Annotated in this window: 24 protein-coding genes; 10 read left to right on the top strand and 14 right to left on the bottom strand. The window is 61.6% G+C overall.

All coding sequences use genetic code 11. The annotated features are described in order from the left end of the window. Positions 1-88: 88 nt before the first annotated feature. Both V3W39_RS32340 and V3W39_RS32335 read left to right on the top strand, forming a co-directional pair. Positions 89-1366, top strand: a complete 1278-nt coding sequence (locus tag V3W39_RS32340; RefSeq protein WP_330214081.1) for an acetyl-CoA C-acetyltransferase — start codon at positions 89-91, stop codon at positions 1364-1366. A gap of 140 nt (positions 1367-1506) precedes the next feature. Continuing rightward, positions 1507-2406 (top strand): PA4780 family RIO1-like protein kinase, encoded by a 900-nt coding sequence (locus V3W39_RS32335; protein WP_010174098.1) that lies wholly within the window; start codon positions 1507-1509, stop codon positions 2404-2406. A gap of 173 nt (positions 2407-2579) precedes the next feature. On the opposite strand, the gene cueR is transcribed toward V3W39_RS32335, so the two are convergent. From cueR to V3W39_RS32320, 3 genes are all read right to left on the bottom strand, one after another. Beyond that, positions 2580-2981: a Cu(I)-responsive transcriptional regulator gene (gene cueR, locus V3W39_RS32330; protein WP_177041481.1), complete on the bottom strand. Its 402-nt coding sequence runs from the start codon at positions 2979-2981 to the stop codon at positions 2580-2582. Beyond that, a complete protein-coding gene (locus V3W39_RS32325; RefSeq protein WP_330214080.1) occupies positions 2978-5179 on the bottom strand; it encodes a heavy metal translocating P-type ATPase in 2202 nt (733 codons plus the stop codon). The genes cueR and V3W39_RS32325 overlap by 4 nt, the downstream gene beginning before the upstream one ends. Positions 5180-5255: 76 nt before the next feature. Beyond that, complete coding sequence (locus V3W39_RS32320) at positions 5256-5636, bottom strand: hypothetical protein (protein ID WP_294734607.1); 381 nt, start codon at positions 5634-5636, stop codon at positions 5256-5258. A 147-nt stretch (positions 5637-5783) separates the two neighbouring features. On the opposite strand from V3W39_RS32320, the gene V3W39_RS32315 reads away from it, so the two are divergent. Next, positions 5784-5984 (top strand): heavy-metal-associated domain-containing protein, encoded by a 201-nt coding sequence (locus tag V3W39_RS32315; protein ID WP_177041485.1) that lies wholly within the window; start codon positions 5784-5786, stop codon positions 5982-5984. A gap of 86 nt (positions 5985-6070) precedes the next feature. Then, positions 6071-7264: a multidrug effflux MFS transporter gene (locus tag V3W39_RS32310; protein ID WP_177041487.1), complete on the top strand. Its 1194-nt coding sequence runs from the start codon at positions 6071-6073 to the stop codon at positions 7262-7264. Positions 7265-7270: 6 nt separating this feature from the next. Here the strand turns inward: V3W39_RS32310 and V3W39_RS32305 are convergent, their stop codons facing one another. From V3W39_RS32305 to V3W39_RS32295, 3 genes are all read right to left on the bottom strand, one after another. Beyond that, positions 7271-7450 carry a hypothetical protein gene (locus tag V3W39_RS32305; protein WP_177041489.1) on the bottom strand — a complete coding sequence of 60 codons (180 nt, stop codon included), beginning with the start codon at positions 7448-7450 and terminating at the stop codon, positions 7271-7273. A gap of 148 nt (positions 7451-7598) precedes the next feature. Further along, the gene (locus tag V3W39_RS32300) at positions 7599-8612 is read right to left on the bottom strand and encodes a zinc-binding alcohol dehydrogenase family protein (RefSeq protein WP_330214079.1); all 1014 of its coding nucleotides are present in this window, start codon (positions 8610-8612) and stop codon (positions 7599-7601) included. A gap of 27 nt (positions 8613-8639) precedes the next feature. Continuing rightward, positions 8640-8933, bottom strand: a complete 294-nt coding sequence (locus V3W39_RS32295) for a putative quinol monooxygenase (protein WP_010174107.1) — start codon at positions 8931-8933, stop codon at positions 8640-8642. A 117-nt stretch (positions 8934-9050) separates the two neighbouring features. Between V3W39_RS32295 and V3W39_RS32290 the strand changes: the two genes are divergently transcribed. After that, entirely contained in the window at positions 9051-9980 is a 930-nt protein-coding gene (locus V3W39_RS32290; protein ID WP_177076287.1) for a LysR family transcriptional regulator, read from the top strand. A 137-nt stretch (positions 9981-10117) separates the two neighbouring features. Next, entirely contained in the window at positions 10118-10810 is a 693-nt protein-coding gene (locus V3W39_RS32285) for an ArsR/SmtB family transcription factor (RefSeq protein WP_330214078.1), read from the top strand. Here V3W39_RS32285 and V3W39_RS32280 read toward each other — a convergent pair. Further along, positions 10807-11760: an adenosine deaminase gene (locus tag V3W39_RS32280; protein ID WP_071486209.1), complete on the bottom strand. Its 954-nt coding sequence runs from the start codon at positions 11758-11760 to the stop codon at positions 10807-10809. The genes V3W39_RS32285 and V3W39_RS32280 overlap by 4 nt on opposite strands. Before the next feature lie 194 nt (positions 11761-11954). On the opposite strand from V3W39_RS32280, the gene V3W39_RS32275 reads away from it, so the two are divergent. Continuing rightward, positions 11955-13043 carry a calcium:proton antiporter gene (locus V3W39_RS32275; RefSeq protein ID WP_177076290.1) on the top strand — a complete coding sequence of 363 codons (1089 nt, stop codon included), beginning with the start codon at positions 11955-11957 and terminating at the stop codon, positions 13041-13043. Between the two features lie 123 nt (positions 13044-13166). Here the strand turns inward: V3W39_RS32275 and V3W39_RS32270 are convergent, their stop codons facing one another. From V3W39_RS32270 to V3W39_RS32260, 3 genes are all read right to left on the bottom strand, one after another. Further along, the gene (locus tag V3W39_RS32270) at positions 13167-14525 is read right to left on the bottom strand and encodes an 8-oxoguanine deaminase (RefSeq protein ID WP_330214077.1); all 1359 of its coding nucleotides are present in this window, start codon (positions 14523-14525) and stop codon (positions 13167-13169) included. A gap of 146 nt (positions 14526-14671) precedes the next feature. Then, positions 14672-15358 carry an SDR family oxidoreductase gene (locus V3W39_RS32265; RefSeq protein WP_177041503.1) on the bottom strand — a complete coding sequence of 229 codons (687 nt, stop codon included), beginning with the start codon at positions 15356-15358 and terminating at the stop codon, positions 14672-14674. A 26-nt stretch (positions 15359-15384) separates the two neighbouring features. After that, positions 15385-15735: a MerR family transcriptional regulator gene (locus tag V3W39_RS32260; RefSeq protein WP_177041505.1), complete on the bottom strand. Its 351-nt coding sequence runs from the start codon at positions 15733-15735 to the stop codon at positions 15385-15387. An 83-nt stretch (positions 15736-15818) separates the two neighbouring features. On the opposite strand from V3W39_RS32260, the gene V3W39_RS32255 reads away from it, so the two are divergent. Next, positions 15819-16211 (top strand): hypothetical protein, encoded by a 393-nt coding sequence (locus V3W39_RS32255; RefSeq protein WP_177129850.1) that lies wholly within the window; start codon positions 15819-15821, stop codon positions 16209-16211. Positions 16212-16513: 302 nt separating this feature from the next. Here the strand turns inward: V3W39_RS32255 and V3W39_RS32250 are convergent, their stop codons facing one another. The 4 genes from V3W39_RS32250 to V3W39_RS32235 all read right to left on the bottom strand — a co-directional run bounded on the left by V3W39_RS32250 (position 16514) and on the right by V3W39_RS32235 (position 20257). After that, positions 16514-17095: an IMPACT family protein gene (locus V3W39_RS32250; protein ID WP_177120490.1), complete on the bottom strand. Its 582-nt coding sequence runs from the start codon at positions 17093-17095 to the stop codon at positions 16514-16516. Between the two features lie 12 nt (positions 17096-17107). Then, positions 17108-17767, bottom strand: coding sequence for a TetR/AcrR family transcriptional regulator (locus tag V3W39_RS32245; protein WP_003211175.1), 660 nt, complete (start codon positions 17765-17767; stop codon positions 17108-17110). A gap of 87 nt (positions 17768-17854) precedes the next feature. Next, positions 17855-19249 (bottom strand): uracil-xanthine permease family protein, encoded by a 1395-nt coding sequence (locus V3W39_RS32240; protein ID WP_294734672.1) that lies wholly within the window; start codon positions 19247-19249, stop codon positions 17855-17857. An 87-nt stretch (positions 19250-19336) separates the two neighbouring features. Beyond that, positions 19337-20257, bottom strand: a complete 921-nt coding sequence (locus tag V3W39_RS32235) for a LysR family transcriptional regulator (RefSeq protein ID WP_010174131.1) — start codon at positions 20255-20257, stop codon at positions 19337-19339. A gap of 126 nt (positions 20258-20383) precedes the next feature. Here V3W39_RS32235 and V3W39_RS32230 point away from each other — a divergent pair, with 126 nt between their 5' ends. Beyond that, a complete protein-coding gene (locus tag V3W39_RS32230) occupies positions 20384-21733 on the top strand; it encodes an aspartate aminotransferase family protein (RefSeq protein ID WP_010174133.1) in 1350 nt (449 codons plus the stop codon). A 39-nt stretch (positions 21734-21772) separates the two neighbouring features. Beyond that, a complete protein-coding gene (locus tag V3W39_RS32225; protein ID WP_177041508.1) occupies positions 21773-23266 on the top strand; it encodes a CoA-acylating methylmalonate-semialdehyde dehydrogenase in 1494 nt (497 codons plus the stop codon). The last annotated feature ends 122 nt before the right edge of the window (positions 23267-23388 follow it).

Here is a 23388-nt window from a genome sequence, read left to right as displayed (position 1 = left end):
AAACGGTGGACCATCAAGAGGTGAAAGTCGTTCGATTGAGCCTAGGCTAGTCTCAAAGACTCACCCCACAACCTTCAGGGAGTTTTCCATGACTCAATTGCGCCGTGTAGCGATCATTGGCGGTAACCGCATCCCCTTCGCCCGCTCCAACGGCCCTTACGCCACGGCGAGTAACCAGGCGATGTTGACCGCCGCCCTGGAAGGCCTGATCGAACGCTACAACCTGCACGGCCTGCGCATTGGCGAGGTGGCCGCCGGGGCGGTGCTCAAGCATTCCCGGGACTTCAACCTCACCCGCGAGTGCGTGCTGGGTTCGCGCCTGTCGCCGCAAACCCCGGCCTACGATATTCAGCAGGCCTGTGGCACGGGGCTGGAAGCGGCGTTGCTGGTGGCGAACAAGATCGCCCTGGGGCAGATCGAATGCGGGATTGCCGGCGGTGTCGACACCACGTCCGACGCACCCATCGGAGTTAATGAAGGCCTGCGCAAAATCCTCCTGCACGCCAATCGCAGCAAATCCATGGCGGACAAATTAAAAGTCCTGTTACAACTTCGTCCCCATCACCTCAAGCCGGAACTGCCGCGCAACGGCGAACCGCGCACCGGTTTATCCATGGGCCAGCACTGCGAGTTGATGGCGCAAACCTGGCAGATTCCCCGCGCCGAGCAGGATCAACTGGCGCTGGAAAGCCATCAGAAAATGGCCGCGTCCTATGCCGAAGGCTGGCAAAACGATTTGCTCACGCCCTTTCTCGGCCTGACCCGCGACAACAACCTGCGCCCCGACCTGACCCTGGAAAAACTTGCCAGCCTCAAGCCTGCCTTCGAACGCAGCGAAAAAGGCACCCTCACCGCCGGCAACTCGACGCCGCTGACTGACGGCGCGTCATTGGTGCTGCTGGGCAGTGAAGCCTGGGCCAAGGAACGCGGTTTGCCGATCCTCGCTTACCTGCGTGATGGCGAGGCGGCAGCGGTGGATTTCGTCAACGGCGCCGAAGGCTTGCTGATGGCGCCGGTGTACGCCGTGCCACGCTTGCTTGCGAGGAATGGCCTTACGTTGCAGGACTTCGATTACTACGAGATCCACGAAGCCTTCGCTGCCCAGGTGTTGTGCACGCTGAAGGCCTGGGAAGACCCGCAATACTGCAAGACCCGCCTGGGGCTGGACGCGCCGCTGGGGTCCATCGACCGCAGTCGGTTGAACGTCAAGGGCAGTTCACTGGCCGCCGGCCACCCGTTTGCGGCCACCGGCGGGCGTATCGTCGCCAACCTGGCCAAGCTGTTGGACGCGGCGGGCAAGGGCCGGGGCCTGATCTCGATCTGTGCCGCCGGGGGCCAGGGCGTCACGGCGATTATTGAGCGGTAGGCGAGCTCGCCGATTAATTTGGCATATTGGATGCATTCTTAAGCGGTCAAAGGTCGGTACCCTCTCCCCGCGGCGAGAGGATTGCCGTATAACGAGTGCCATACGCGTGTTTGGTAATAAAGGACCCACAATAAAAGCTGATGAAGACTCCTAAACGCATTGAACCCCTGATCGAGGACGGTCTGGTCGACGAGGTGCTGCGCCCACTCATGAGTGGTAAAGAAGCAGCTGTTTACGTGGTGCGCTGCGGCAACGAGTTACGTTGCGCCAAGGTCTACAAGGAGGCGAATAAACGAAGTTTTCGTCAGGCGTCCGAATACCAGGAAGGCCGCAAGGTCCGCAACAGCCGCCAGGCCCGGGCCATGGCCAAGGGCTCCAAGTTCGGCAAGAAAGAAACCGAAGACGCCTGGCAGAACGCCGAGGTAGCGGCGCTGTTTCGTCTGGCCGGCGCGGGCGTTCGCGTGCCCAAGCCGTACGACTTCCTTGAAGGCGTGCTGCTGATGGAACTGGTAGCCGATGAATACGGCGACGCCGCGCCCCGTCTTAACGACGTGACGCTGGACCCGGACCAGGCCCGTGAATACCACGCCTTCCTGATTACCCAGATCGTGCTGATGTTGTGTACCGGCCTGGTGCACGGTGACCTTTCCGAGTTCAACGTGCTGCTGACGCCGACTGGCCCGGTGATCATCGACCTGCCCCAGGCGGTGGATGCGGCGGGCAACAACCACGCGTTCAGCATGCTGGAGCGGGATGTGGGCAACATGGCTTCCTACTTCGGGCGGTTTGCCCCGGAGTTGAAGAAGACCAAGTACGCCAAGGAGATGTGGGCGCTGTATGAAGCCGGCACTCTGCACCCGGCGAGTGTCTTGACCGGCGAGTTCGACGAGCCGGAAGAGTTGGCTGATGTTGGCGGGGTTATCCGCGAGATCGAAGCGGCGCGGCTCGATGAAGAGCGTCGCCAGGCGATTCGCGCGGCCGACGATGCGCCTCCGAGCAAGGCATCGGAAGAGCCGCCGCCGCCGCCCTGGATGCAGTAATCCCACGGCGAGTGGATATCCAATTGTGGGAGCGGGCTTGTGTGGGAGCCGGGCTTGCCCGCGATAGCATCACCGCGGTGTGACTGACACACCGAGGTGCCTGCATCGCGGGCAAGCCCGGCTCCCACAAAGGTCTGCTCCCACATTTCGTTTGTGTGCCGTCAGCTAAATTGTCAGGCGCAACAACTGCCCGACGCCAACTCCTTGAGAATCGGACAATCCGGCCGGTGATCGCCCTGGCAGTGCTCCACCAGGTCCTGCAACGTATCCCGTAACTGCCCCAACTCGCGAATCTTCTGGTTCAGCTCATCGATATGCTGGCGGGCCAGTGCCTTGACGTCGGCACTCGCGCGCCCGCGGTCCTGCCACAGCGTCAGCAGCTTGCCGACTTCCTCCAGGGAAAACCCCAGGTCCCGAGACCGCTTGATAAACGCCAGGGTGTGCAAGTCATCGGCGCCATAAACGCGGTAGCCGCTGTCGGTGCGATGGGCCGCTTTCAACAGGCCGATGGACTCGTAGTAACGAATCATCTTGGCGCTCAGGCCGCTTTGGCGTGCTGCTTGGCCAATGTTCATGGACGCTTGTCCTCCAGATCCTTGGGTTTCCAGGTTTTCAACAGCAGCGCGTTACTCACCACGCTGACGCTGGACAGGGCCATGGCTGCGCCGGCCATGACCGGGTTGAGCAGGCCGAATGCGGCCAGCGGAATGCCGATCAAGTTATACACAAAGGCCCAGAACAGGTTCTGTCGAATTTTAGCGTAGGTCTTGCGGCTAATTTCCAGGGCGGCGGGCACCAGCCGTGGGTCGCCGCGCATCAGCGTGATGCCGGCCGCGTGCATCGCCACGTCGGTGCCACCGCCCATGGCGATGCCGATGTCGGCCGCCGCGAGGGCGGGCGCGTCGTTGATGCCGTCGCCGACCATCGCCACCACGCCGGTCTTTTTCAGTTCGGCGACGGTGGCGGCCTTGTCGGCGGGCAGCACTTCGGCGTGCACGTCGTCGATGCCCAGGGCTTGGGCGACCACCCGGGCGCTGCCACGGTTATCGCCGGTCAGCAGGTGGCTGCTGATATGCCGGGCCTTGAGTGCCTGTATCGCTTGCAGGGCGCCCGGTTTGAGGGTGTCGCCGAAGGCAAACAAGCCCAGCACCCGAGGCTGCGGGCCTTGCTCGATCAGCCAGGACAAGGTGCGGCCCTCGGCCTCCCAGGCGCTGGCCGAGTCGGCGAGGTCGCCGGTGCTCAAGCCGGTTTCTTCCAGCAGGCGACGATTGCCCAGGGCCAGTGGCCGACCGTCTAGGGTGCCGGCAATGCCGCGCCCGGTCAGCGACTGGCTGGCGCTGACATCCGCCACGTTCAAGCCTCGCTCGGCGCAAGCATCCAGCACCGCCTTGGCCAGCGGATGTTCACTGCCCCGTTGCAGCGCGCCGGCCTGTTGCAGCAGCGCCGCTTCGTTGCCATCGACGGCCGCCAGGTGGGCGATTTTCGGCGCGCCGGAGGTCAGGGTGCCGGTCTTGTCGAACACCACGGCGCTGACTTCATGGGCGCGCTCCAGGGCTTCGGCGTCCTTGATCAGGATCCCGTGGCGAGCCGCGACGCCGGTGCCGGCCATGATGGCGGTGGGCGTGGCCAGCCCAAGGGCGCAAGGGCAGGCGATCACCAATACGGTGACGGCGTTGATCAGCGCGACTTCCAGCGGTGCGCCATACAACCACCAGCCCACCAGCGTGGCCAAGGCCAGCACTAGCACCACTGGCACGAACACCTGGCTGACTTTATCCACCAGCTTCTGGATCGGCGCCTTGGCGGCCTGGGCGTCTTCCACCAGGCGGATGATCCGTGCCAGTACGCTTTCTGCACCAAGGGCCAGGGTGCGCACCAGCAACCGGCCTTCGCCGTTGATCGCGCCGCCTGTAACGGCGTCTCCGGGTTGTTTCGGCACCGGCAGGCTTTCACCGCTGATCAGCGCTTCGTCAGCGTGGCTTTGGCCTTCGACCACTTCACCGTCTACCGGGAAGCGTTCGCCGGGTTTGACCAGCACCAGGTCATTGAGCTTGAGGGCGGTGATGGCGACGTCGTGCTCGCGGCCGTCGATCACCTGGATCGCCCGCTCCGGACGCAAGGCTTCCAGGGCGCGGATGGCGCTGGCGGTCTGGCGTTTGGCGCGGCTTTCCAAATATTTGCCGAGCAGCACCAAGGCGATCACCACCGCCGAGGCTTCGAAATACAGATGCGGCATATTGCCCGCGGTTGCGGTGAGCCATTCATAAATACTCAGGCCGTAACCGGCGCTGGTACCGATGGCCACCAGCAGGTCCATATTGCCGGCCCCGGCGCGCACGGCTTTCCAGGCGGCGATATAGAAACGCGCACCGAAGATGAACTGCACCGGAGTAGCCAGGGCGAACTGGACCCAGGCCGGGAGCATCCAGTGCAGGCCGAACGGCTGCACCAGCATCGGCAGCACCAATGGCGCGGCGAGCAGGATCGCCAGCAGCAGCGCCCAGCGCTCATGGCTCAGGCGTTGTTCCTGGCTGGCCTGGGTAGCGGTTTCGCTTTGGGGCAGGGTGGCGGTGTAGCCGGCCTTGTCGACGGCGGCGATCAGGACGCCGGGGTCCATTTGGCCCAGCACTTCAATGTGGGCGCGTTCGTTGGCCAGGTTGACGCTGACACTTTGCACCCCGGGCACTTTGCCCAGTGCCCGTTCAACCCGCCCGGCGCAGCTGGCGCAGGTCATGCCGCTGATGGGCAGGTCGAAGGTGGTGGATCCGTTCATGGGCAGTACTCCAGGAGAGATTGCCCCTAGGATCAACCTTGACCTGTGGGGAAGGTCAAGGCTTCAGATCAATGTTTCAATATTCCAATGCCGCGGGCTTCAGGTACATGCCGTCCGGCCCTTGTGCGATACGCAACTTGCGCACGTCTCCGGCCTTCAACGTGATGTTCTGCGCCGGTGGCGCGAGCATGCCCGGCAGGCAACCCTGGGACTGCCCCGGCAGCAGCTTCAGGCGCAACGACACATTCCCGGCCGGCAAGTTGAAGGAGGTGGCCTGCTCCTGGAACAGCCGTCCGGCCAACTGGTCCTGGATATACAGGCCAATCTCGCAGTTGGTCGGCACTTCCAGGCGCTCCCGGGAAATGATCAGCACCGCATAATCCTGATCGGCACTGGCCACCGGCACAGCAGCGAAAAAGCCCATCAGGCTGACAAGGCCAAAAAACGACCAGCGCATGGCGAATTCTCCGAGGTTCACATCGTGGATAGGTGCAGCTTGGCCGAGGGCGCGAATGAATGCCAGCCCGGCAGATATTCACAGAACTTGACCTTGCCATCGTGGCAAGGTCAAAACTGTGGGCAACCTCATCAAAGGAGTCATGCCATGCAAGTATTCAGTGTTGAAGGAATGACCTGCGGCCACTGCGTTCGCTCGGTCACCCAGGCGGTGCAGGACAAGGATCCGGCCGCCAGTGTGCGCGTCGACCTCGCGTCCAAGGAAGTCGGTGTGGAGAGTAAGCTGCTGTCGCCGGCGCAAGTGATCAACCTGATCAGCGAAGAAGGCTACAGCGTCAAACTCGCCTGACTTTCTGATAGTTAGCGAGCTAACTTAATGTTCAAGGCACCCATGCCCGGCTAGACTGTCGGGCTGCCGACTCTACTGGGTGCCTGATGAACCTTCGTATAATCCTGATTTTGGGCGCCTTGAGCGCGTTTGCGCCGCTGGCCATCGACTTCTACCTGCCGGGTTTTCCGGCCATGGCCGTGGCATTCGGCACCGATGAAAAACATATTCAACTGACCCTGGCCGTGTACTTCACGGGCCTGGCGATCGGCCAGTTGATCTACGGGCCGCTGGCGGACCGTTTTGGCCGGCGCGGGCCGCTGCTCAGCGGTGTCACCCTGTTTACCCTGGCGTCCTTTGCGTGTGCGTATGCGCCGTCCCTGGAATGGCTGATCGGTGCGCGTTTCGTCCAGGCCCTGGGCGGCTGCGCCGGCATGGTGATCTCCCGGGCGGTGGTCAGCGATAAATGCGATGCGGTGGGTTCGGCCAAGGTGTTTTCCCAACTGATGCTGGTCACCGGGCTGGCGCCGATCCTCGCGCCGCTGGCGGGTGGCGTGATGGTCGGGGTGTGGGGCTGGCAGTCGATCTTCCTGGCGCTGACGGCATTCAGCGTGATGGCGGCCATTGCGGTAGCGGTCGGGTTGCCGGAAAGTTTCCCCGCCAATCAACCACGTCAGCCGCTGTCGGGTGCGCTGCGCCAGTACGGCCGGTTGTTGTCGGACCGGGTGTACCTGGGCTATGCCTTGACCGGTGGCATCTCGATTGCCGGCATGTTTGCCTACATTGCGGGTTCGCCGTTCGTCTTTATCAAACTCTATGGCGTGCCCGCCGAGCACTATGGCTGGGTATTTGGCTCCAACGCCGCCGGCTTCATCCTGGTCGCCCAGGTCAATGCACGTTTGCTGGCTTCCCGCGGCCCGGCGTTCTTGCTGTCGCGCACGGTGTGGGTCTACCTCGCGGCGGGCCTGTCGTTGCTGGCAATTACCGCTCTTCGCACGGACGCCTTGTGGCCACTGCTGGTGCCGCTGTTTATCTGCATCGCGAGCCTGGGCTGCATTTTGCCCAACACCTCGGCTTGCGCCATGAGCGGGCAGGGCGCACGGGCAGGCAGCGCGTCGGCGTTGCTCGGTTGCATTCAGTTTGGTGTAGCGGCGGGCGCGGCGTCGTTGGTCGGTGTGTTGCACGACGGTACGGCAATGCCAATGGCGATGGTCATCAGCTTGTGCGGCGTATTGGCGGTAACGTTCGCGATGCTGACCCGGCGCCTGCAGCGCCAACGGGCACTGCAAGCGGCGGATTGAGCAGGGTCAGCCAGCAGAACGCTGCTGGCTTTCGGGAAATCGGTGAGGCGCCTGGATACGGGTTTGCAGGGTGTCGGCAAACGCGCGGGCTTCGGCCTCGGTGCGGAAGGTGAAGGCGTTCTGGTCGAGACGGACTTGCCATTTGTTGCCGTGGGATTTTGCTAACGCTTTTATCAGGATCTTCATTGCTGACTTCCTCACGTAAAAGAATCGTGGCAAAGGCGGCCAATATAAACCTGAATGCGTCCACAGATGTGACAAGGATCAAGTCTCTGACTAGTGGTGTCGTCCATCACTCACATCAATAACAGACGACACTTACAGACCTATCTCCTTAGAACCCTTCCAGCACAATCTTGCCCTTGGCCTTGCCGCTTTCCAGCAGTTCGTGGGCGCGGCGCAGGTTGGCCGCGTTGATCACGCCAAAGTGCTCGCCCACCGTGGTTTTCAGGGTGCCGGCGTCGATCAGTTCGGCCACGCGATTGAGCAGGTTGTGCTGCTCGATCATGTCGCTGGTCTCGAACATCGAGCGGGTGTACATGAACTCCCAATGCAGCGACAGGCTCTTGCGCTTGAGCTTGCTCACGTCCAGCACCTTGGGATCATCGATCAGCGCCAGTTTGCCCTGGGGAATCAGCGCTTCTACCAATTGGTCCAGGTGCTGGTCGGTCTGGGTCAGGCTGGCGACGTAGTTCACCTGCGGATGGCCGGCCTTTTTCAGCTCTTCGCTCAGCGGTTTGCTGTGGTCGATCACCAGATCGGCGCCCAGGTCTTTGGCCCATGCCTGGGTTTCAGGCCGGGAGGCGGTGCCGATGACTTTTAGGCCGGTGAGCTGTTTCGCCAGTTGGGTCAGGATCGATCCCACACCACCGGACGCACCGACGATCAGCAGGCTCTGGCCCTCATCGGCCTGGCCTTCGCGTACTTGCAGGCGTTCGAACAGCAACTCCCAGGCGGTGATGGCGGTCAGCGGCAGGGCGGCGGCGTCGGCGAACCCCAGGGTTTTTGGCATATGGCCGACGATGCGCTCATCCACGGTGTGCAGTTCGCTGTTGCCGCCCGGGCGTACCAGGGAGCCGGCGTAGAACACCTTGTCACCGACCTTGAACAGGCTGACTTCGCTGCCTACGGCCTTGACCCCACCGGCCACGTCCCAGCCCAGCACTTTGGCCGCACCGTTTTCCGGGGCGACGTTCTGGCGCACTTTGGTGTCCACCGGGTTCACCGAGATGGCTTTGACTTCCACCAGCAGGTCGCGGGGGCCGGCCACGGGTTCTGGCAGTTCGATGTCTTGCAGGGATTTTGGATCGTTGATGGGCAATGCGGCGTAGTAGGCGATAGCTTTCATGATGGTTTCCAAAAAAGGGTCGGTTGATCAGGCAAGAAATTTCAGGCGCTTGAGTTCGAAATGTTCGAGCACGTCGGCAGCCTTGGCGCGGAAGTTCTGGATATGGGCGCTCTGGTCGTGGTCGGCCAGCGCCGCGTCGTCGCTCCAGCGCTCGAGCATGTAGAAGGTCTCGGGGTGTTGCAGGTCCTGGTGCAGGTCGTACTGCTGGCAGCCGGCTTCGACGCGGGTCGGTTCCAGCAGCTCGCGCAGCAGGGTTTCCAGGGTGGCCTGTTGGCCGGGTTTGGCGATCAGCGTGGCGATGACGTTAAAGGCAGCGGACATATTCGACTCCAAACACGTAATGAACGGGATGGACAGATGATTGGCTATTTCTCTCGAAGATAAAACCCGCTAAAAGAGCAGTCTCTTTCAATGTTTTTTTGATAATGGACGGTCAGCGTGCTGCGTTTTGATGACTTGCAGTTGTTTGTGCGCGCGGCAGACCTGGGCAGCCTTTCGGCGGCGGCGCGGGTCATGGACATGTCGGCGGCGGTGGCCAGCGCGGCGTTGAAGCGCATCGAGCAGCAGTTGGGCGCGCGTTTGCTGGCGCGCTCCACCCGCAGCCTGCGCCTGACGGCCGAGGGCGAAGGCTTTCTGGAGTACGCCCGCGCGGCCTTGAGCAGCCTGGATGAAGGCCGGCGTTTATTGGCCTGCGGCCAGGATCAGGTCGGCGGGGTGCTGCAACTGTCGGCACCGTCGGACTTTGGGCGCAACCAGTTGTTGCCCTGGCTCGATGAGTTCCAGCGCGAGTACCCCCAGTTGAGTGTGCGTCTGCTGTTGGGCGACCGGATTGCCGACCTGTTCCGCCAGCCCGTAGACATCGCCCTGCGTTATGGCGAACCGGAAGATTCCAGCCTGATCGCACTGCCCATCGCCCCGGACAATTACCGCGTGCTGTGCGCTGCTCCCAGCTATCTGGCGCGGCATGGCGAACCCCGTCATCTGGAGCAACTGACCCAGCACAATTGCCTGCTGTATATGCTCGGCAGCCGGGTGCACGACCATTGGAGTTTCAGCGACGGCAAGCGCGACGTCGGCCTGACGGTGACCGGCGACCGCTTCAGTGACGACGCCGATGTGGTGCGGCGCTGGGCGGTGGCCGGGGTGGGTATCGCCTACAAGTCCTGGCTGGATGTGAGCTCCGATGTGCTGGCCGGGCGCCTGCGCCTGGTCCTGCCGGAGCTGCGGGGCGAGCGCACGCCGCTTAACCTGTTGTGCGCCCATCGTGCGCAACTGAGCAAGCCGATCAATCTTCTGCGGGAAATGCTCGTTGCCCGCTGTGCGACATTGACCGCGCAGTTGCCGGCGCAGTCGGCCTTTACGCCCTAACCCCGGGGATATAAGGAAATTTCCTTCAGCTCCTGTCCTTGGTTGCTCTGTAAGACGGCACGGAACCCGGCGTTTTCACGCTTATACTTTTGCGCCAACCGCAGCAGACGAATGCTTCACAGGGAGTGAATGAGCACATGGAACAGGCACCTTGCATCAGTCAGATCGCCACCTTGCTGGCCGACCCGAAACGTACCGCGATGGTGTGGGCGTTGATGGACGGCTCGGCCAAACCCTCCGATGAATTGGCTGTGCTTGCGGGATTGTCAGCGGCGTCGGCCAATGCCCATCTTGCTCGATTGACGGCCGGCGGGTTGCTGCGGGTCGAAGCCCGTAGCGGCAGACGCTTCTTTCGGGTGGCCGCCGCCGATGTGGGGGCCGCCGTGGATGCCCTGGCCTGCACCACCATGGCCAGCGTCGCCCGCAGCACGCCCACTCATTCGCAGTCACTGATTGCGCCTGCCGCTTTACGACGGGCGAGGCTGTGCCAAGGGCATTTGGGTGGAGAGCTGGCAGCAGGCGTGTATCAACGGATGATGGCGGCGGGGTGGGTAGAACGCGCGGAGCAGCGTCTTGAAGTGACGCCTTACGGTGCACGCAAACTCGCAGGGCTGGGGATTTTCACCCAGGCACTGGCTCAGCCGATCGTGTGCGATTGTTTGGATTGGAGCGAGCAGCAGCCGCACCTGGGCGGTGCGTTGGGGGCCGCGCTGTTGCAGCTGTGCATGCAGTCGGGCTGGGTCAGTGTAATCAATGAGTCCCAGGCCTTACAGGTCAGCGAAGCCGGGCAACTGGAGATTGCCCGGCTCGCCACATCGGTCGGGCGTTAAGGCTTGACCAACCGCGCATCCAGGCTGTTTTGCGCCAGGCGTTTGGCCTGGTCCTGGGTCATGCCCAGGGAGGTGTACAGCGCATGGAAGTTCTCGGTGACATAGCCGCCGAAGTAAGCTGGGTCGTCCGAGTTCACCGTCACCTTCACCCCACGCTCAAGCATGTCGAGGATGTTGTGCTGGGACATGTCGTCGAACACGCACAGTTTGGTGTTGGACAGCGGGCACACCGTCAGCGGGATTTGCTCGTCGATGATTCGCTGCATCAAGCGCTCGTCTTCAATGGCGCGTACGCCATGGTCGATACGCTGGATCTTCAGCAGGTCGATGGCTTCCCAGATGTATTCCGGTGGGCCTTCTTCACCGGCGTGGGCTACGGTCAGGAAGCCTTCGTGACGGGCACGGTCGAACACACGCTGGAACTTGCTCGGCGGGTGGCCCATTTCCGAACTGTCCAGGCCCACGGCCACAAACGCGTCACGGAACGGCAGCGCCTGGTCGAGGGTTTTCTCGGCTTCTGCTTCGCTCAAGTGACGCAGGAAACTCAAGATCAAACCGCTGGTGATACCCAGTTGCTGCTCGCCGTCTTTCAGCGCGGCGGCAATGCCATTGAGCACGACCTCGAAGGGCACGCCGCGGTCGGTGTGGGTCTGCGGGTCGAAGAACGGTTCGGTGTGGATCACGTTCTGCGCCTTGCAGCGCAGCAGGTAGGCCCAGGTCAGATCGTAGAAGTCCTGGGAGGTGCGCAGTACGTCGGCACCCTTGTAGTACAGGTCGAGAAACTCTTGCAGGTTGTTGAAGGCGTAGGCCTTGCGCAGGGTTTCGACGTCGTTCCACGGCAGCGCGATCTTGTTGCGTTCAGCCAGGGCGAACAGCAGCTCAGGCTCCAGCGAGCCTTCCAGGTGCAGGTGCAATTCAGCCTTGGGCAGGGCGTTGAGCCAATCGTACATTTATAAATTCTCATCAGGTGCAATGGCGGCATTCTACAGGCGCACGCCGAAATAATCGGCAAAACCTGACCAAGCGGTGAGTATCCCTTGGCGTCGTGCAAGCGGTGCGTGAACTAAGGTGTAACGAAACGTTAGCGGCGCGGTGCAGTCTGTACCCCATCAATGACGGATTCGCCGCGTATAAAAGGCCTGTAATGCTCACATCAATCAAGCAAGAAAAATTCATGCTGCTGGCGCTGATCGCCGCCATCGCTGCCTACCCGCTGGAGCATTGGATGCTGCACAGCGGGCAGATGGTGGCGCTGCTCGGCGGCGTGGCGCTGATCGGCTTTATCGTCGTGGCCTCGATGCGCGTAGCCCATCACGCCGAGCAACTGGCGGAAAAGGTCGGCGACCCCTACGGCACCATGATCCTGACCCTCGCCGCCGTGCTGGTGGAAGTGGTGATTTTGGCGATCATGATGAGCAACGAGCCGTCGCCGACCCTGGTGCGCGACACCATCTACTCGGCGGTGATGCTCGACATCAACGGCATCCTCGGCCTGGCGGCGCTGATGGGCGGGATCAAGCACGGCGAACAGTCCTACAATGACGATTCGGCGCGGACCTACAGCGTGATGATCCTGACCGCCATGGGTGTGTCGATGGTGGTGCCGGAATTTATCCCCGAGGCCGACTGGAAAATTTACTCGGCCTTCACCATCGGCGCGATGGTGGTGCTGTACACCCTGTTTCTGCGGATGCAGGTGGGGCCCCACAGTTATTTCTTCAGCTACAGCTACCCGGAAAAACGTCGCAAGAAACAGCCGGAAGAAGAGTCGCCGCCGATCAACCTGGCGTTTTCCATCGGGACCCTGGTATTTGGCGTGATCGTGATTGGCGCGTTGGCCGAGGTGATGTCCAAGACCCTCGACCTGGGCCTGGAAGGCACGGGCGCTCCGCCGGTGATCACGGCAATTGTCGTGGCCGCAATTTCCGCCGCGCCGGAGATTTTGACCGCGTTGCGCGCAGCCCTCGCCAACCGCATGCAGTCGGTGGTGAACATCGCGCTGGGTGCGTCGCTGTCGACGGTGATTTTGACGGTGCCGGTGATGGAGGCCATGGCCTTGTACACCGGCCAGCCGTTCCAGATGGCGATGACGCCGGTGCAGACCGTGATGGTATTTATCACGCTGATTGTCAGCGCGATCAACCTCAACGATGGCGAAACCAACGCCATCGAAGGGATGACCCATTTTGTGTTGTTTGCGACGTTTATCATGTTGTCGCTATTGGGGTTGTAACAGACACCGAGGAGCCAATGTGGGAGCTGGCTTGCCTGCGATAGCATCACCTCGGTGCAACTGAACGACCGAGGTGCCTGCATCGCGGGCAAGCCCGGCTCCCACATTTGATCTGTGTTTGGCTCAGATCCCGCTGATCAGCGCCCGCGCCGCCTGGCTGTGATCGGCAATCAAGCCCTTCAGATCCAGGCCTTCGACCTGCCCGTCGATCACCCGCCATTTCCCGCCCACCATCACCCGATCCGCCCGGTCGGCGCCGCACAGCAGCAGCGCCGATATCGGGTCGTGGCTGCCGGAGAAGCGCAGCTCATCCAGTTTGAACAACGCCAGGTCGGCCTGTTTGCCTACGGCCAGTTCGCCGATGTCGCTACGGCCAAGTAACTGCGCCGAACCTTTTGTTGCCCAACCCAACACCAGTTCCGGGGTGATTTTCTCTGCCCCGTAACGCAGGCGTTGGATGTACAACGCCTGGCGCGTTTCCAGGATCATGTTCGACGCATCATTGGATGCCGAGCCGTCCACCCCCAGGCCAATCGGCGCGTCGGCCGCGAGCAGGTCGAGGGTCGGGCATATGCCGGAAGCCAGGCGCATGTTGGAGCTCGGGCAATGGCATATCCCGGTTCCGGCGGCGCCGAGGCGGGCGATTTCCTCCGGGTTGAAGTGAATGCCATGGGCCAGCCAGGTGCGCGGGCCCAGCCAGCCGACGCTGTCGAGGTAGTCCACGGTGCGCAGGCCGAAGCGCTGCAGGCAGAAGTCTTCTTCGTCGAGGGTTTCCGCCAGGTGGGTGTGCAGGCGCACGTCGAGGTGGTTGGCCAGTTCGGCGCTGGCTTCCATGATTTCCGGGGTCACGGAAAACGGCGAGCAGGGCGCCAGGGCGATCTGGATTTGCGCGCCGTCGCCGCGTTCGTGGTACTGGCGGATCAGGCGGCGACTGTCTTCCAGGATCACTTCGCCCTGTTGCACGGTTTGCTGGGGTGGCAGCCCGCCGTCGGCTTCGCCCAGGCTCATGGAGCCGCGGGTGAGCATGGCGCGCATGCCCAGTTCGCGCACGCTGTCGACTTGCACGTCGATCGCCTGTTCCAGGCCGTCGGGGAACAGGTAGTGGTGGTCTGCCGCGGTGGTGCAGCCCGAGAGCAGCAATTCAGCGAGGGCGACTTTGGACGCGAGGGCGAGCTTTTCCGGGGTGAGCCGGGCCCAGACCGGGTACAGGGTTTTCAGCCAGGGAAACAGCGGCTGGTTAACCACCGGAGCCCAGGCGCGGGTCAGGGTTTGGTAGAAGTGATGGTGGGTGTTGATCAGCCCCGGAAGCACCACATGCTCGCGAGCATCGAACACTTGTCCACAGGGCACGGCGGGTTCACGTCCCCAGCCCAGCACTTCGACGATGACACCGTCTTGCAGCACCAGGCCGCCACGGGCGTCGAGGCCATTGGCAGTGAAAATCGCGAGGGGGTTTTTTAACCAGATACGGGTCGCAGGCATTGGCCGGCTCCTCTGAATGATGGGTTCAGGTTTGCCAGCTCAGTGTTGCCCTGTCTGCTGATCCAGGGTCGCCGGGAAGGGCGAGGTGCGCAGTTTACGTGTGGATCGTTATCGACGGCAATCGGCCGATAACGATCGCGGTTTTTTTACCAGGCGATGGTGTCGCCCTTGTAGTCCACAAAGTGATGGCCGCCCTTGCCACTGTAGGCATTTACCTGGTCGAGCAGGCCGCGCACGCTGGTGGCCACGTCGATGTGCGCGTTTTCGCCGCCCATGTCGGTTTTCACCCAGCCTGGGTGCAGCGACAGCACGGTGAGTTTCTGATCGCCCAGTTGGGTGACGAAACTGTTGGTCATGGAGTTGAGGGCGGCCTTGCTGGCTTTGTACAGGGCCAGGTCCGAGCCGTCGGGGATGGTGACGCTGCCCAGGATCGAACTCATGAAGGCCAGTACGCCGGTGTCGGGGCGCAGCTGCCCGACAAAACGCTGGGCCAGGTTGATTGGCGCCACGGCATTGGTGAAAAACAGTTGGCCGACTTCCGCCTGGGTGGCGTGGCCCGGTTCCTGATTGGCCGGGCCTTTGACGCCGGCGTTGACGAACAGCAGGTCGAAGGTTTTTGCCTTGAGACGCTGGTTCAGGGCGATCACTGCCTGCTGGTCATCCATGTCGAGCTTTTCGATCTGCACCGGGCCCAGGGCCTTCAAGGCATCGGCTTTTTGCGGGTCGCGCACGGTGGCTGTCACGTCCCAGCCGTCTGCCAGCAGTTGCTTGACCAGGCCAAGGCCCAGGCCCCGGGAGGCGCCGATAATCAGTGCGGTTTTTGAAGTAGACATGAATGGCTTCCTTTGACGGTGGAGGTTCACGGGTTCAGTGGACAACGCTGGCCGAGTCTTTGCTGCAACTCCTGGCGCAGTTGGTCGAGTTCGGTGATGCGGGTTTCGATCAGGTTGAGCTTGTCTTGCAGCAGTTGGGTGACGGCGCTGTCGGGGTCTGGAGCTTGCCATAATGCGCCGACGCTGTTGCCGATTTCGCTGAGGCTGAAGCCCAGGCGCTGGGCGGTCTTGATGTACAGCACCAGTTGCACCATATCGGCGGGATAGTCGCGGTAACCGTTGGCGCTGCGTTGTGAGGCAATCAAGCCGCGTTGCTCGTAGAAGCGCAGGGTGTCGCGGCTGACCTGGCTGGCCTGGGCTAATTCGCCGATACGCATGTAGAGGGCTCGAGAGGGCTTGACCTTGGAGCATACTCCAGGCTTTACCTTGCTGGCTTCTTGAATTGAAGGAGCTTGCTTTCATGTGGACTGCCCACCAATACCGTCGACTGGTCAGGGCCAGCGGCTGGTATGACCTGATTGTCACCGCGGCGCTGGTTACCCCCTGGACTTTTGTTTTGCTGCATAACGCCCTGGTGGCGTTGAACCTGCCGGGCGAACTGCCGCCGTTCGCGCCTGTGCATATGTTGATGGCCAACCTGATGGGCTCGATTGTCTGTGTGTGGTCGGTGCTGCGAATCCGCGATCCTCAAGCGATTTTTGGTCGCTATGACGCGGCTGGCCGGGTGCTGTTTGCGACCTGGCAGATTTACGCGCTGGCCCATGGCGCAAGTACGGTGTTGGTGATCGTCGTGGTGTTTGAAGTGCTGTGGGCGGTGGCGCAGTTGATGCCGGTACGTCGGACCGAAAATTGATCAAAAAACGCTCAATTGTGCCGGGGCGTTGCGGGCTCTGACGCCGGGTCACTCTTGCACGGGTTATCCACAGGTTGCTCCACAGTAATTGTGCGCAAGCGTGATCGGTGGATATAAGCGCTGAGGCCCTTTGTTCTAAAGGACATAACCCGCCTAACTGACTGTTTTTGAGCCGGATTAATACTTTAGTGTGGTCGCCTGAGCAAAAACTGAACAACCGCCTGAAACCCTTGTGACAGAAGGGTTACAGGCGAGTGTGCTCAGGTTATCCACAGGCAGGTGCACAGCAGATGTGGGCAGTTTCAGCGCGCTAGCAGAATGCGTCCGCGGCTCAGGTCGGCCAGCTGGCTTTGCAAGGTGTCGATATGGGCTTCGCCCAGGGCCAGTTGCAGGTCGACGCCATTGGCGGTGAAGGTTTCTTCCACCACCAGCCCGCCCAGATCGGCTACCCGCAACTTCACCAGAGCAAGCTCGGCAAAACCACAGGAGCAGCTCAGCGGCACGCGTTTGATCAGCTCGACGCGTTCGGCGGCTTGCAGGCATTTGTTGGCGCCGCCGCCATAGGCGCGGGCCAGGCCGCCGGTGCCCAGCTGGATGCCGCCGTACCAGCGGATCACCAGCACCACGACCTGGTCGCAATCCTGCGCTTCGATCGCGGCCAGGATCGGTCGCCCGGCCGTGCCGCCGGGCTCGCCGTCATCGTTGCTGCGGTATTGATCGCCGAGTTTCCAGGCCCAGCAGTTGTGCGTGGCGTTCAGGTCGCTGTGCTGGTCGATGAAGGCCTGGGCGTCCTGGGGGCTGGCGATGGGGGCGGCGAGGGTGATGAAGCGGCTTTTGCGAATTTCTTCGCGAAACTCGCAAAGGCCGGTAAGCGTGAAAGGCATGGGTGACTTCGTTTAGAGGGCGGGCTTGATGCCGCAGCCTTTGAGGATGATGTGGATAAGGTTGGTGCCGGCGTCTTCCATGTCTTGCTTGGTCAGCTTGGTGCGCCCGGTCACACGGCAGATCTGCGTGGCAAAGTCGGCGTAGTGCTGGGTGCTGCCCCACAGCAGGAAGATCAGGTGCACGGGGTCGATGGGGTCCATCTTGCCCGCGTCGATCCAGGCCTGGAACACCGCCGCACGGCCGCTGAACCAGGCACGGTAGTCCTGGCTGAAATACTCGGTCAGGCATTCACCGCCGCTGATGATCTCCATCGCGAAGATCCGCGAGGCTTGTGGCTGGCGCCGGGAGAACTCCATCTTGGTGCGGATGTAGCGGGTCAGGGCGGCGGCCGGGTCATCCTCGGCGGTCAGCGTGTTGAAGGTGCTGTCCCACAGTTCGAGGATGTTGCTGAGCACGGCAATATAAAGCCCCAGCTTGTTGGTGAAGTAGTAGTGCAAGTTGGCTTTCGGCAACCCGGCACTCGCCGCGATGGTGTTCATGCTGGTGCCTTTGTAGCCATGACGGGCGAACTCGTCTTCGGCGGCCTGCAGGATCGCTTGTTCGTTCTTTTGCCGAATGCGGCTTGCAGGCTTTCCGGCGTGGTTGCTGTGGGCAGGAACTTCGAGGCTCATGGAGGTTTCCGTGCAGATCGATGAATACGACGTGTGCACAGATAACCCACCCTCAAGCCCCAGACAAGTCCCGATACGATAAAACCCTCAAAGCGGCTCCAGAGTGTCGCTTTCCAGAGGCTGGTTTGCGGCATCGGTGGTGGCCTTGGGTTCAGGCAGCAACAGGCACAACACAATGGCGGTCAGGCCGCCGCTGGTGATGGCCGAGTCAAACAGGTTCTGCACCAGGGTTGGCATCAGGTGCAGCAGGTTTGGCTGGGCGGCGATCCCCAGGCCCACGCCGAACGAGGTGGCGATGATCAACATGCTGCGTCGATCCAGCGGGGCCTGGGCGAGGATGCGCACGCCGGCGGCGGCCACGCTGCCGAACATCACCAGGGTTGCGCCGCCGAGTACAGGTTTGGGGATTTGTTGCAGCACCGCGCCAATCAGCGGAAACAGCCCGAGACAAAACAGCACCACGCCGATGTACAGGCCGACGTAGCGACTGGCGACACCGGTCAGTTGGATCACACCGTTGTTCTGGGCAAAGGTGGTATTGGGAAAGGCGCTGAAGGTGGCGGCGATCATGCAACTGATGCCATCCCCCAGTACACCTCCCTTGAGCCGGCTTATATAGGAAGGGCCGCTGATGGGCTGGCGGGCGATCATGCAATTGGCGGTGAGGTCGCCGACGGTTTCGATGGTGCTGATCAGATAAATCAGCGCCACCGGCAGGAAAGCCGTCCAGTCGAAGTTGAAACCGAAGCGGAACGGTGTAGGCAGGCTGATCAGTGGCAAGTCCGGCAGGGCCTGGGGCACCAGTTTTCCGCTGAACCAGGCAGCGAGGCTGCCCAATGCCAGGCCGATGATGATGGCGGATAGACGTACCCACGGGGTGTTCGAACGGTTGAGCAGGATGATCGTCAGGACCACGAACAGGCCGAGTGCCAGGTTGGTCGGGGCGCCAAAGTCCGGGGCGTTGAAGCCGCCGCCCAGGTCGGTGATGCCGACTTTGATCAGGCTGATGCCAATCAAGGTGATGACGATGCCGGTCACCAGCGGTGTGATGACCCTTTTGAGCTGACCGATGAAGCGGCTCAACACCACTTGCACCGCCGCGCCGAAGAAGCAAATGCCGAAAATCATCGCCAGGATGTCTTCCGGGCTGCCGCCGCGTTGCTTGACCAGAAACCCTGCCGACAATACGGCGCCGAGAAACGCGAAGCTGGTGCCTTGCAGGCAGATCATCCCGGCGCCGATGCCAAACGGCCTACGAGCCTGGATGAAGGTACCTACGCCCGAAACCATCAATGCCATGCTGATCAGGTAGGGCAGGTGAGCGTTCAGGCCCAGGGTGGAACCGATGATCAGCGGCGGAGTGATGATGCCGACAAAGGCGGCCAACACATGCTGCAACGCAGCGAGCAAAGCGGGCAATGGTTTTGGGCGGTCGTTAAGGCCGTAGATCAGGTCGCTGGGGCTGGAGGATTCTGGCGGCATGGCGTGGGAACTCATGGCTGTTGGTTCTAGGTCCCCATGCCTTGCAAAAAGCTGTCCAGTTGCTCAGGTTTTTCTTTAGGGCCCGTCCTAGCGCGTTGCGGCCAGACTTTCGAGAAAGCTTTCCAGCACCAAATGAGGGCGACGGCCCTTGCGCGTGACCGAAGCGAGGCTCAAATCGTAAAAACGTGTGGCCGGTTTCAGCGCACGCAGTCGGCCTTGTTGCACCCACAGGCTGGCGTAGTGATCGGGCAGGTAGCCGATGTAGCGGCCGGTGAGGATCAGGAACGCCATGCCCTCACGGTCCGAGGCGCTGGCGGTGCAGTTGAGCGCCTGGTAGTGAGCCTGGATATCGGCGGGCAGGCGGAAGGTCGGGGCGATGGCGTCCTGGCTATTGATGCGTTCGTCGTCCAGTTGCTTATCGTCGGCATAAAACAGCGGGTGGCCAACCGCGCAATAGAGCAGCGAGCGTTCGCTGTACAGCGGCTGGTATTCAAGGCCCGACAAGGCGCTGGCCTGGGGGACGACGCCCACATGCAGGCGACCGTCGAGCACACCTTGTTCCACTTCATTGGGCGCGATCATGCGGATCTGGATCTGCACGTCCGGGCCGCGCTCCTTCAACTGCGCCAAGGCATGGGTGATGCGCATGTGGGGCAGGGTGACCAGGTTGTCGGTCAGGCCGATGATCAGTTCGCCGCGCAGGTGCTGGTGCAGGCCGTTGACCTCGGTGCGGAAACTTTCCAGGGCGCTGAGTAATTGCAACGCCGACTGATACACCTCGCGTCCTTCCTCGGTCAGGGAAAAACCCGCACGCCCGCGTTGGCACAGGCGTAGGCCCAGGCGCTGTTCGAGATCACTCATCTGTTGGCTGATGGCCGAGCGCCCAATCCCCAATACGGTTTCCGCCGCCGAGAAGCCGCCGCACTCCACCACGCTGCGAAAGATGCGCAACAGACGGATATCGAAGTCGCTGACTTGGGCGAGTGGGTCGGGTCGACGGCTGCTCATAGTTTAGTGAAGGCCTGACTGAAGGTTAGAAGAGTTGGATTTCACCGACTTTATCCCCGTGGCAATTTAGCTGCAACAACGCTTTTCAAATCCCTACGCTGCCTTTTGCCTTGCGAGGTTTTGCTCATGAACATGCCCGAAAACGCTCCGTCCACCCTGGCCAGCCAACTGAAGCTGGACGCGCACTGGATGCCGTACACCGCCAACCGTAACTTCCATCGTGACCCGCGCCTGATCGTGGCGGCCGAAGGCAGCTGGTTGACCGATGACAAGGGGCGCAAGGTGTATGACTCGCTGTCGGGTCTGTGGACTTGCGGCGCCGGGCACACTCGCAAGGAAATCCAGGAAGCGGTCGCCAAGCAACTGGGCACGTTGGACTACTCGCCGGGCTTCCAATACGGTCATCCATTGTCGTTCCAACTGGCAGAAAAGATTACCGACCTGACTCCGGGCAACCTGAACCACGTGTTCTTCACCGACTCGGGCTCCGAGTGCGCCGATACCGCGGTGAAGATGGTGCGTGCGTACTGGCGCCTGAAGGGCCAGGCGACCAAGACCAAGATGATTGGCCGTGCCCGTGGTTATCACGGTGTGAATATCGCCGGTACCAGCCTGGGCGGCGTTAACGGTAACCGTAAGATTTTTGGCCAGGGCCTGATGGATGTTGACCATCTGCCTCACACCCTGTTGGCGAGCAATGCCTTCTCCCGTGGTATGCCGGAGCTGGGCGGTATCGCCTTGGCGGACGAGCTGCTCAAGCTGATCGAGCTGCACGATGCGTCGAACATCGCGGCGGTATTCGTTGAGCCGATGGCGGGTTCCGCTGGTGTGCTGGTGCCGCCGCAGGGTTACCTGAAGCGCCTGCGTGAGATCTGCGATCAACACAACATCCTGTTGGTGTTCGACGAAGTGATCACCGGCTTCGGCCGTACCGGCTCGATGTTTGGTGCCGACAGCTTCGGCGTGACCCCGGACCTGATGTGCATTGCCAAGCAAGTCACCAATGGCGCGATCCCGATGGGCGCGGTGATTGCCAGCACCGAGATTTATCAGACGTTCATGAACCAGGCGACGCCTGAGTACGCGGTGGAATTCCCGCACGGTTACACCTACTCGGCCCACCCGGTGGCCTGTGCGGCTGGCCTGGCGGCACTCGACCTGCTGCAGAAGGAAAACCTGGTGCAGAGCGTGGCCGAAGTCGCCCCGCATTTCGAGAATGCGCTGCACGGTTTGAAGGGCAGCAAGAACGTAATCGATATTCGTAACTATGGCCTGGCCGGTGCGATCCAGATTGCACCGCGTGATGGTGATGCGATCGTGCGTCCATTCGAGGCCGGCATGGCCTTGTGGAAAGCCGGTTTCTACGTGCGCTTTGGCGGCGACACCCTGCAATTCGGGCCAACCTTCAACAGCAAGCCGCAGGACCTGGATCGCTTGTTCGATGCGGTCGGCGAAGTGCTGAACAAGATCGACTGATTTCTCCTTCTATATAGAACAACTTTTCAGGAGCCCTGCATGAGCCTCATCCAGCATTTGATCAACGGCCAGATGGTGACCGAAAACGGTCGCACCGCGGACGTGTACAACCCGTCGACGGGCCAGGTGATTCACCAGGTGCCATTGGCCAGCCGTGAAACTATCCAAAGTGCTATCGACTCGGCCAAGGCGGCGTTCCCGGCGTGGCGCAACACGCCACCGGCCAAGCGTGCCCAGGTGATGTTTCGTTTCAAGCAATTGCTGGAGCAGAACGAAGCGCGCATCTCCCAACTGATCAGCGAAGAGCATGGCAAGACACTGGAAGACGCGGCTGGTGAACTGAAGCGCGGGATCGAGAACGTGGAGTATGCGTGTTCGGCGCCGGAAATCCTCAAGGGCGAGTACAGCCGTAACGTCGGTCCGAACATCGACGCCTGGTCTGACTTCCAGCCGTTGGGCGTGGTGGCCGGTATTACGCCGTTCAACTTCCCGGCCATGGTGCCGTTGTGGATGTACCCGCTGGCGATCGTCTGCGGTAACTGCTTCATCCTCAAGCCGTCGGAGCGTGATCCAAGCTCGACATTGCTGATCGCGCAGCTGTTGCAGGAAGCTGGCTTGCCTAAAGGTGTGCTGAGCGTGGTGCACGGCGACAAGGGCGCGGTGGATGCGCTGATCGAAGCGCCGGAAGTCAAAGCGTTGAGCTTTGTGGGCTCGACGCCGATTGCCGAGTACATCTATTCCGAAGCTACCAAGCGCGGCAAGCGTGTGCAGGCGTTGGGCGGGGCGAAGAACCATGCGGTGTTGATGCCGGATGCGGATCTGGATAACGCGGTCAGTGCCTTGATGGGCGCGGCCTATGGTTCGTGCGGTGAGCGTTGCATGGCGATTTCGGTTGCTGTGTGTGTCGGTGACCAGGTGGCTGATGCGTTGATCGCCAAGCTGGTGCCGCAGGTCAAGGCGCTGAAGATTGGTGCGGGCACTTCGTGCGGGTTGGATATGGGGCCGCTGGTGACTGGCCAGGCGCGGGATAAGGTCAGTGGCTATATAGAAGACGGCGTTTCTTCGGGCGCTGAGTTGGTAGTCGACGGTCGTGGCCTGAGTATTGCCGGGCATGAAGAGGGTTTCTTCCTGGGGGGCAGTCTGTTCGATCGCGTGACCCCGCAGATGCGTATCTATAAAGAAGAGATCTTTGGGCCAGTGTTGTGCGTGGTTCGGGTGAACAGCCTGGAAGCGGCCATGCAGTTGATCAACGATCACGAGTACGGCAACGGTACCTGCATCTTCACCCGTGATGGTGAGGCGGCGCGTCTGTTCTGTGACGAGATTGAAGTGGGCATGGTGGGCGTCAACGTCCCGCTGCCGGTGCCGGTGGCATATCACAGCTTTGGTGGCTGGAAGCGTTCGCTGTTTGGCGATTTGCATGCCTATGGGCCGGATGGGGTGCGTTTCTACACCCGTCGCAAGGCGATTACCCAGCGCTGGCCGCAACGGGCCAGCCATGAAGCGTCGCAGTTTGCCTTTCCAAGTTTGTAACTTGCAGGCGTAGAAGGCCGGCCCCTTGGGGCCGGCCTTTGCTTTTCGGGGTTTTTTGACCGATATGACAGTATTGTGAAAAAAAGGGGTTGACGGCAGATTCTGGAAGTCTATAATTCGCA

It is taken from the genome of Pseudomonas sp. Z18(2022) (assembly GCF_036346535.1).
GTDB classification, from domain to species: domain Bacteria; phylum Pseudomonadota; class Gammaproteobacteria; order Pseudomonadales; family Pseudomonadaceae; genus Aquipseudomonas; species Aquipseudomonas yamanorum_A.
The sequence above is the reverse complement of the archived record's forward strand: the minus strand, read 5'-3'. Positions and strand labels throughout refer to the sequence as shown.

What these genes read in the sequence shown, in the direction of transcription:
- V3W39_RS32340 (WP_330214081.1), top strand. Translation starts at nt 89, where the DNA reads ATGACTCAATTGCGCCGTGTAGCGATCATTGGCGGTAACCGCATCCCC.
- V3W39_RS32335 (WP_010174098.1), top strand. Translation starts at nt 1,507, where the DNA reads ATGAAGACTCCTAAACGCATTGAACCCCTGATCGAGGACGGTCTGGTC.
- cueR (WP_177041481.1), bottom strand. Translation starts at nt 2,981, where the DNA reads ATGAACATTGGCCAAGCAGCACGCCAAAGCGGCCTGAGCGCCAAGATG.
- V3W39_RS32325 (WP_330214080.1), bottom strand. Translation starts at nt 5,179, where the DNA reads ATGAACGGATCCACCACCTTCGACCTGCCCATCAGCGGCATGACCTGC.
- V3W39_RS32320 (WP_294734607.1), bottom strand. Translation starts at nt 5,636, where the DNA reads ATGCGCTGGTCGTTTTTTGGCCTTGTCAGCCTGATGGGCTTTTTCGCT.
- V3W39_RS32315 (WP_177041485.1), top strand. Translation starts at nt 5,784, where the DNA reads ATGCAAGTATTCAGTGTTGAAGGAATGACCTGCGGCCACTGCGTTCGC.
- V3W39_RS32310 (WP_177041487.1), top strand. Translation starts at nt 6,071, where the DNA reads ATGAACCTTCGTATAATCCTGATTTTGGGCGCCTTGAGCGCGTTTGCG.
- V3W39_RS32305 (WP_177041489.1), bottom strand. Translation starts at nt 7,450, where the DNA reads ATGAAGATCCTGATAAAAGCGTTAGCAAAATCCCACGGCAACAAATGG.
- V3W39_RS32300 (WP_330214079.1), bottom strand. Translation starts at nt 8,612, where the DNA reads ATGAAAGCTATCGCCTACTACGCCGCATTGCCCATCAACGATCCAAAA.
- V3W39_RS32295 (WP_010174107.1), bottom strand. Translation starts at nt 8,933, where the DNA reads ATGTCCGCTGCCTTTAACGTCATCGCCACGCTGATCGCCAAACCCGGC.
- V3W39_RS32285 (WP_330214078.1), top strand. Translation starts at nt 10,118, where the DNA reads ATGGAACAGGCACCTTGCATCAGTCAGATCGCCACCTTGCTGGCCGAC.
- V3W39_RS32280 (WP_071486209.1), bottom strand. Translation starts at nt 11,760, where the DNA reads ATGTACGATTGGCTCAACGCCCTGCCCAAGGCTGAATTGCACCTGCAC.
- V3W39_RS32275 (WP_177076290.1), top strand. Translation starts at nt 11,955, where the DNA reads ATGCTCACATCAATCAAGCAAGAAAAATTCATGCTGCTGGCGCTGATC.
- V3W39_RS32270 (WP_330214077.1), bottom strand. Translation starts at nt 14,525, where the DNA reads ATGCCTGCGACCCGTATCTGGTTAAAAAACCCCCTCGCGATTTTCACT.
- V3W39_RS32265 (WP_177041503.1), bottom strand. Translation starts at nt 15,358, where the DNA reads ATGTCTACTTCAAAAACCGCACTGATTATCGGCGCCTCCCGGGGCCTG.
- V3W39_RS32260 (WP_177041505.1), bottom strand. Translation starts at nt 15,735, where the DNA reads ATGCGTATCGGCGAATTAGCCCAGGCCAGCCAGGTCAGCCGCGACACC.
- V3W39_RS32255 (WP_177129850.1), top strand. Translation starts at nt 15,819, where the DNA reads ATGTGGACTGCCCACCAATACCGTCGACTGGTCAGGGCCAGCGGCTGG.
- V3W39_RS32250 (WP_177120490.1), bottom strand. Translation starts at nt 17,095, where the DNA reads ATGCCTTTCACGCTTACCGGCCTTTGCGAGTTTCGCGAAGAAATTCGC.
- V3W39_RS32245 (WP_003211175.1), bottom strand. Translation starts at nt 17,767, where the DNA reads ATGAGCCTCGAAGTTCCTGCCCACAGCAACCACGCCGGAAAGCCTGCA.
- V3W39_RS32240 (WP_294734672.1), bottom strand. Translation starts at nt 19,249, where the DNA reads ATGCCGCCAGAATCCTCCAGCCCCAGCGACCTGATCTACGGCCTTAAC.
- V3W39_RS32235 (WP_010174131.1), bottom strand. Translation starts at nt 20,257, where the DNA reads ATGAGCAGCCGTCGACCCGACCCACTCGCCCAAGTCAGCGACTTCGAT.
- V3W39_RS32230 (WP_010174133.1), top strand. Translation starts at nt 20,384, where the DNA reads ATGAACATGCCCGAAAACGCTCCGTCCACCCTGGCCAGCCAACTGAAG.
- V3W39_RS32225 (WP_177041508.1), top strand. Translation starts at nt 21,773, where the DNA reads ATGAGCCTCATCCAGCATTTGATCAACGGCCAGATGGTGACCGAAAAC.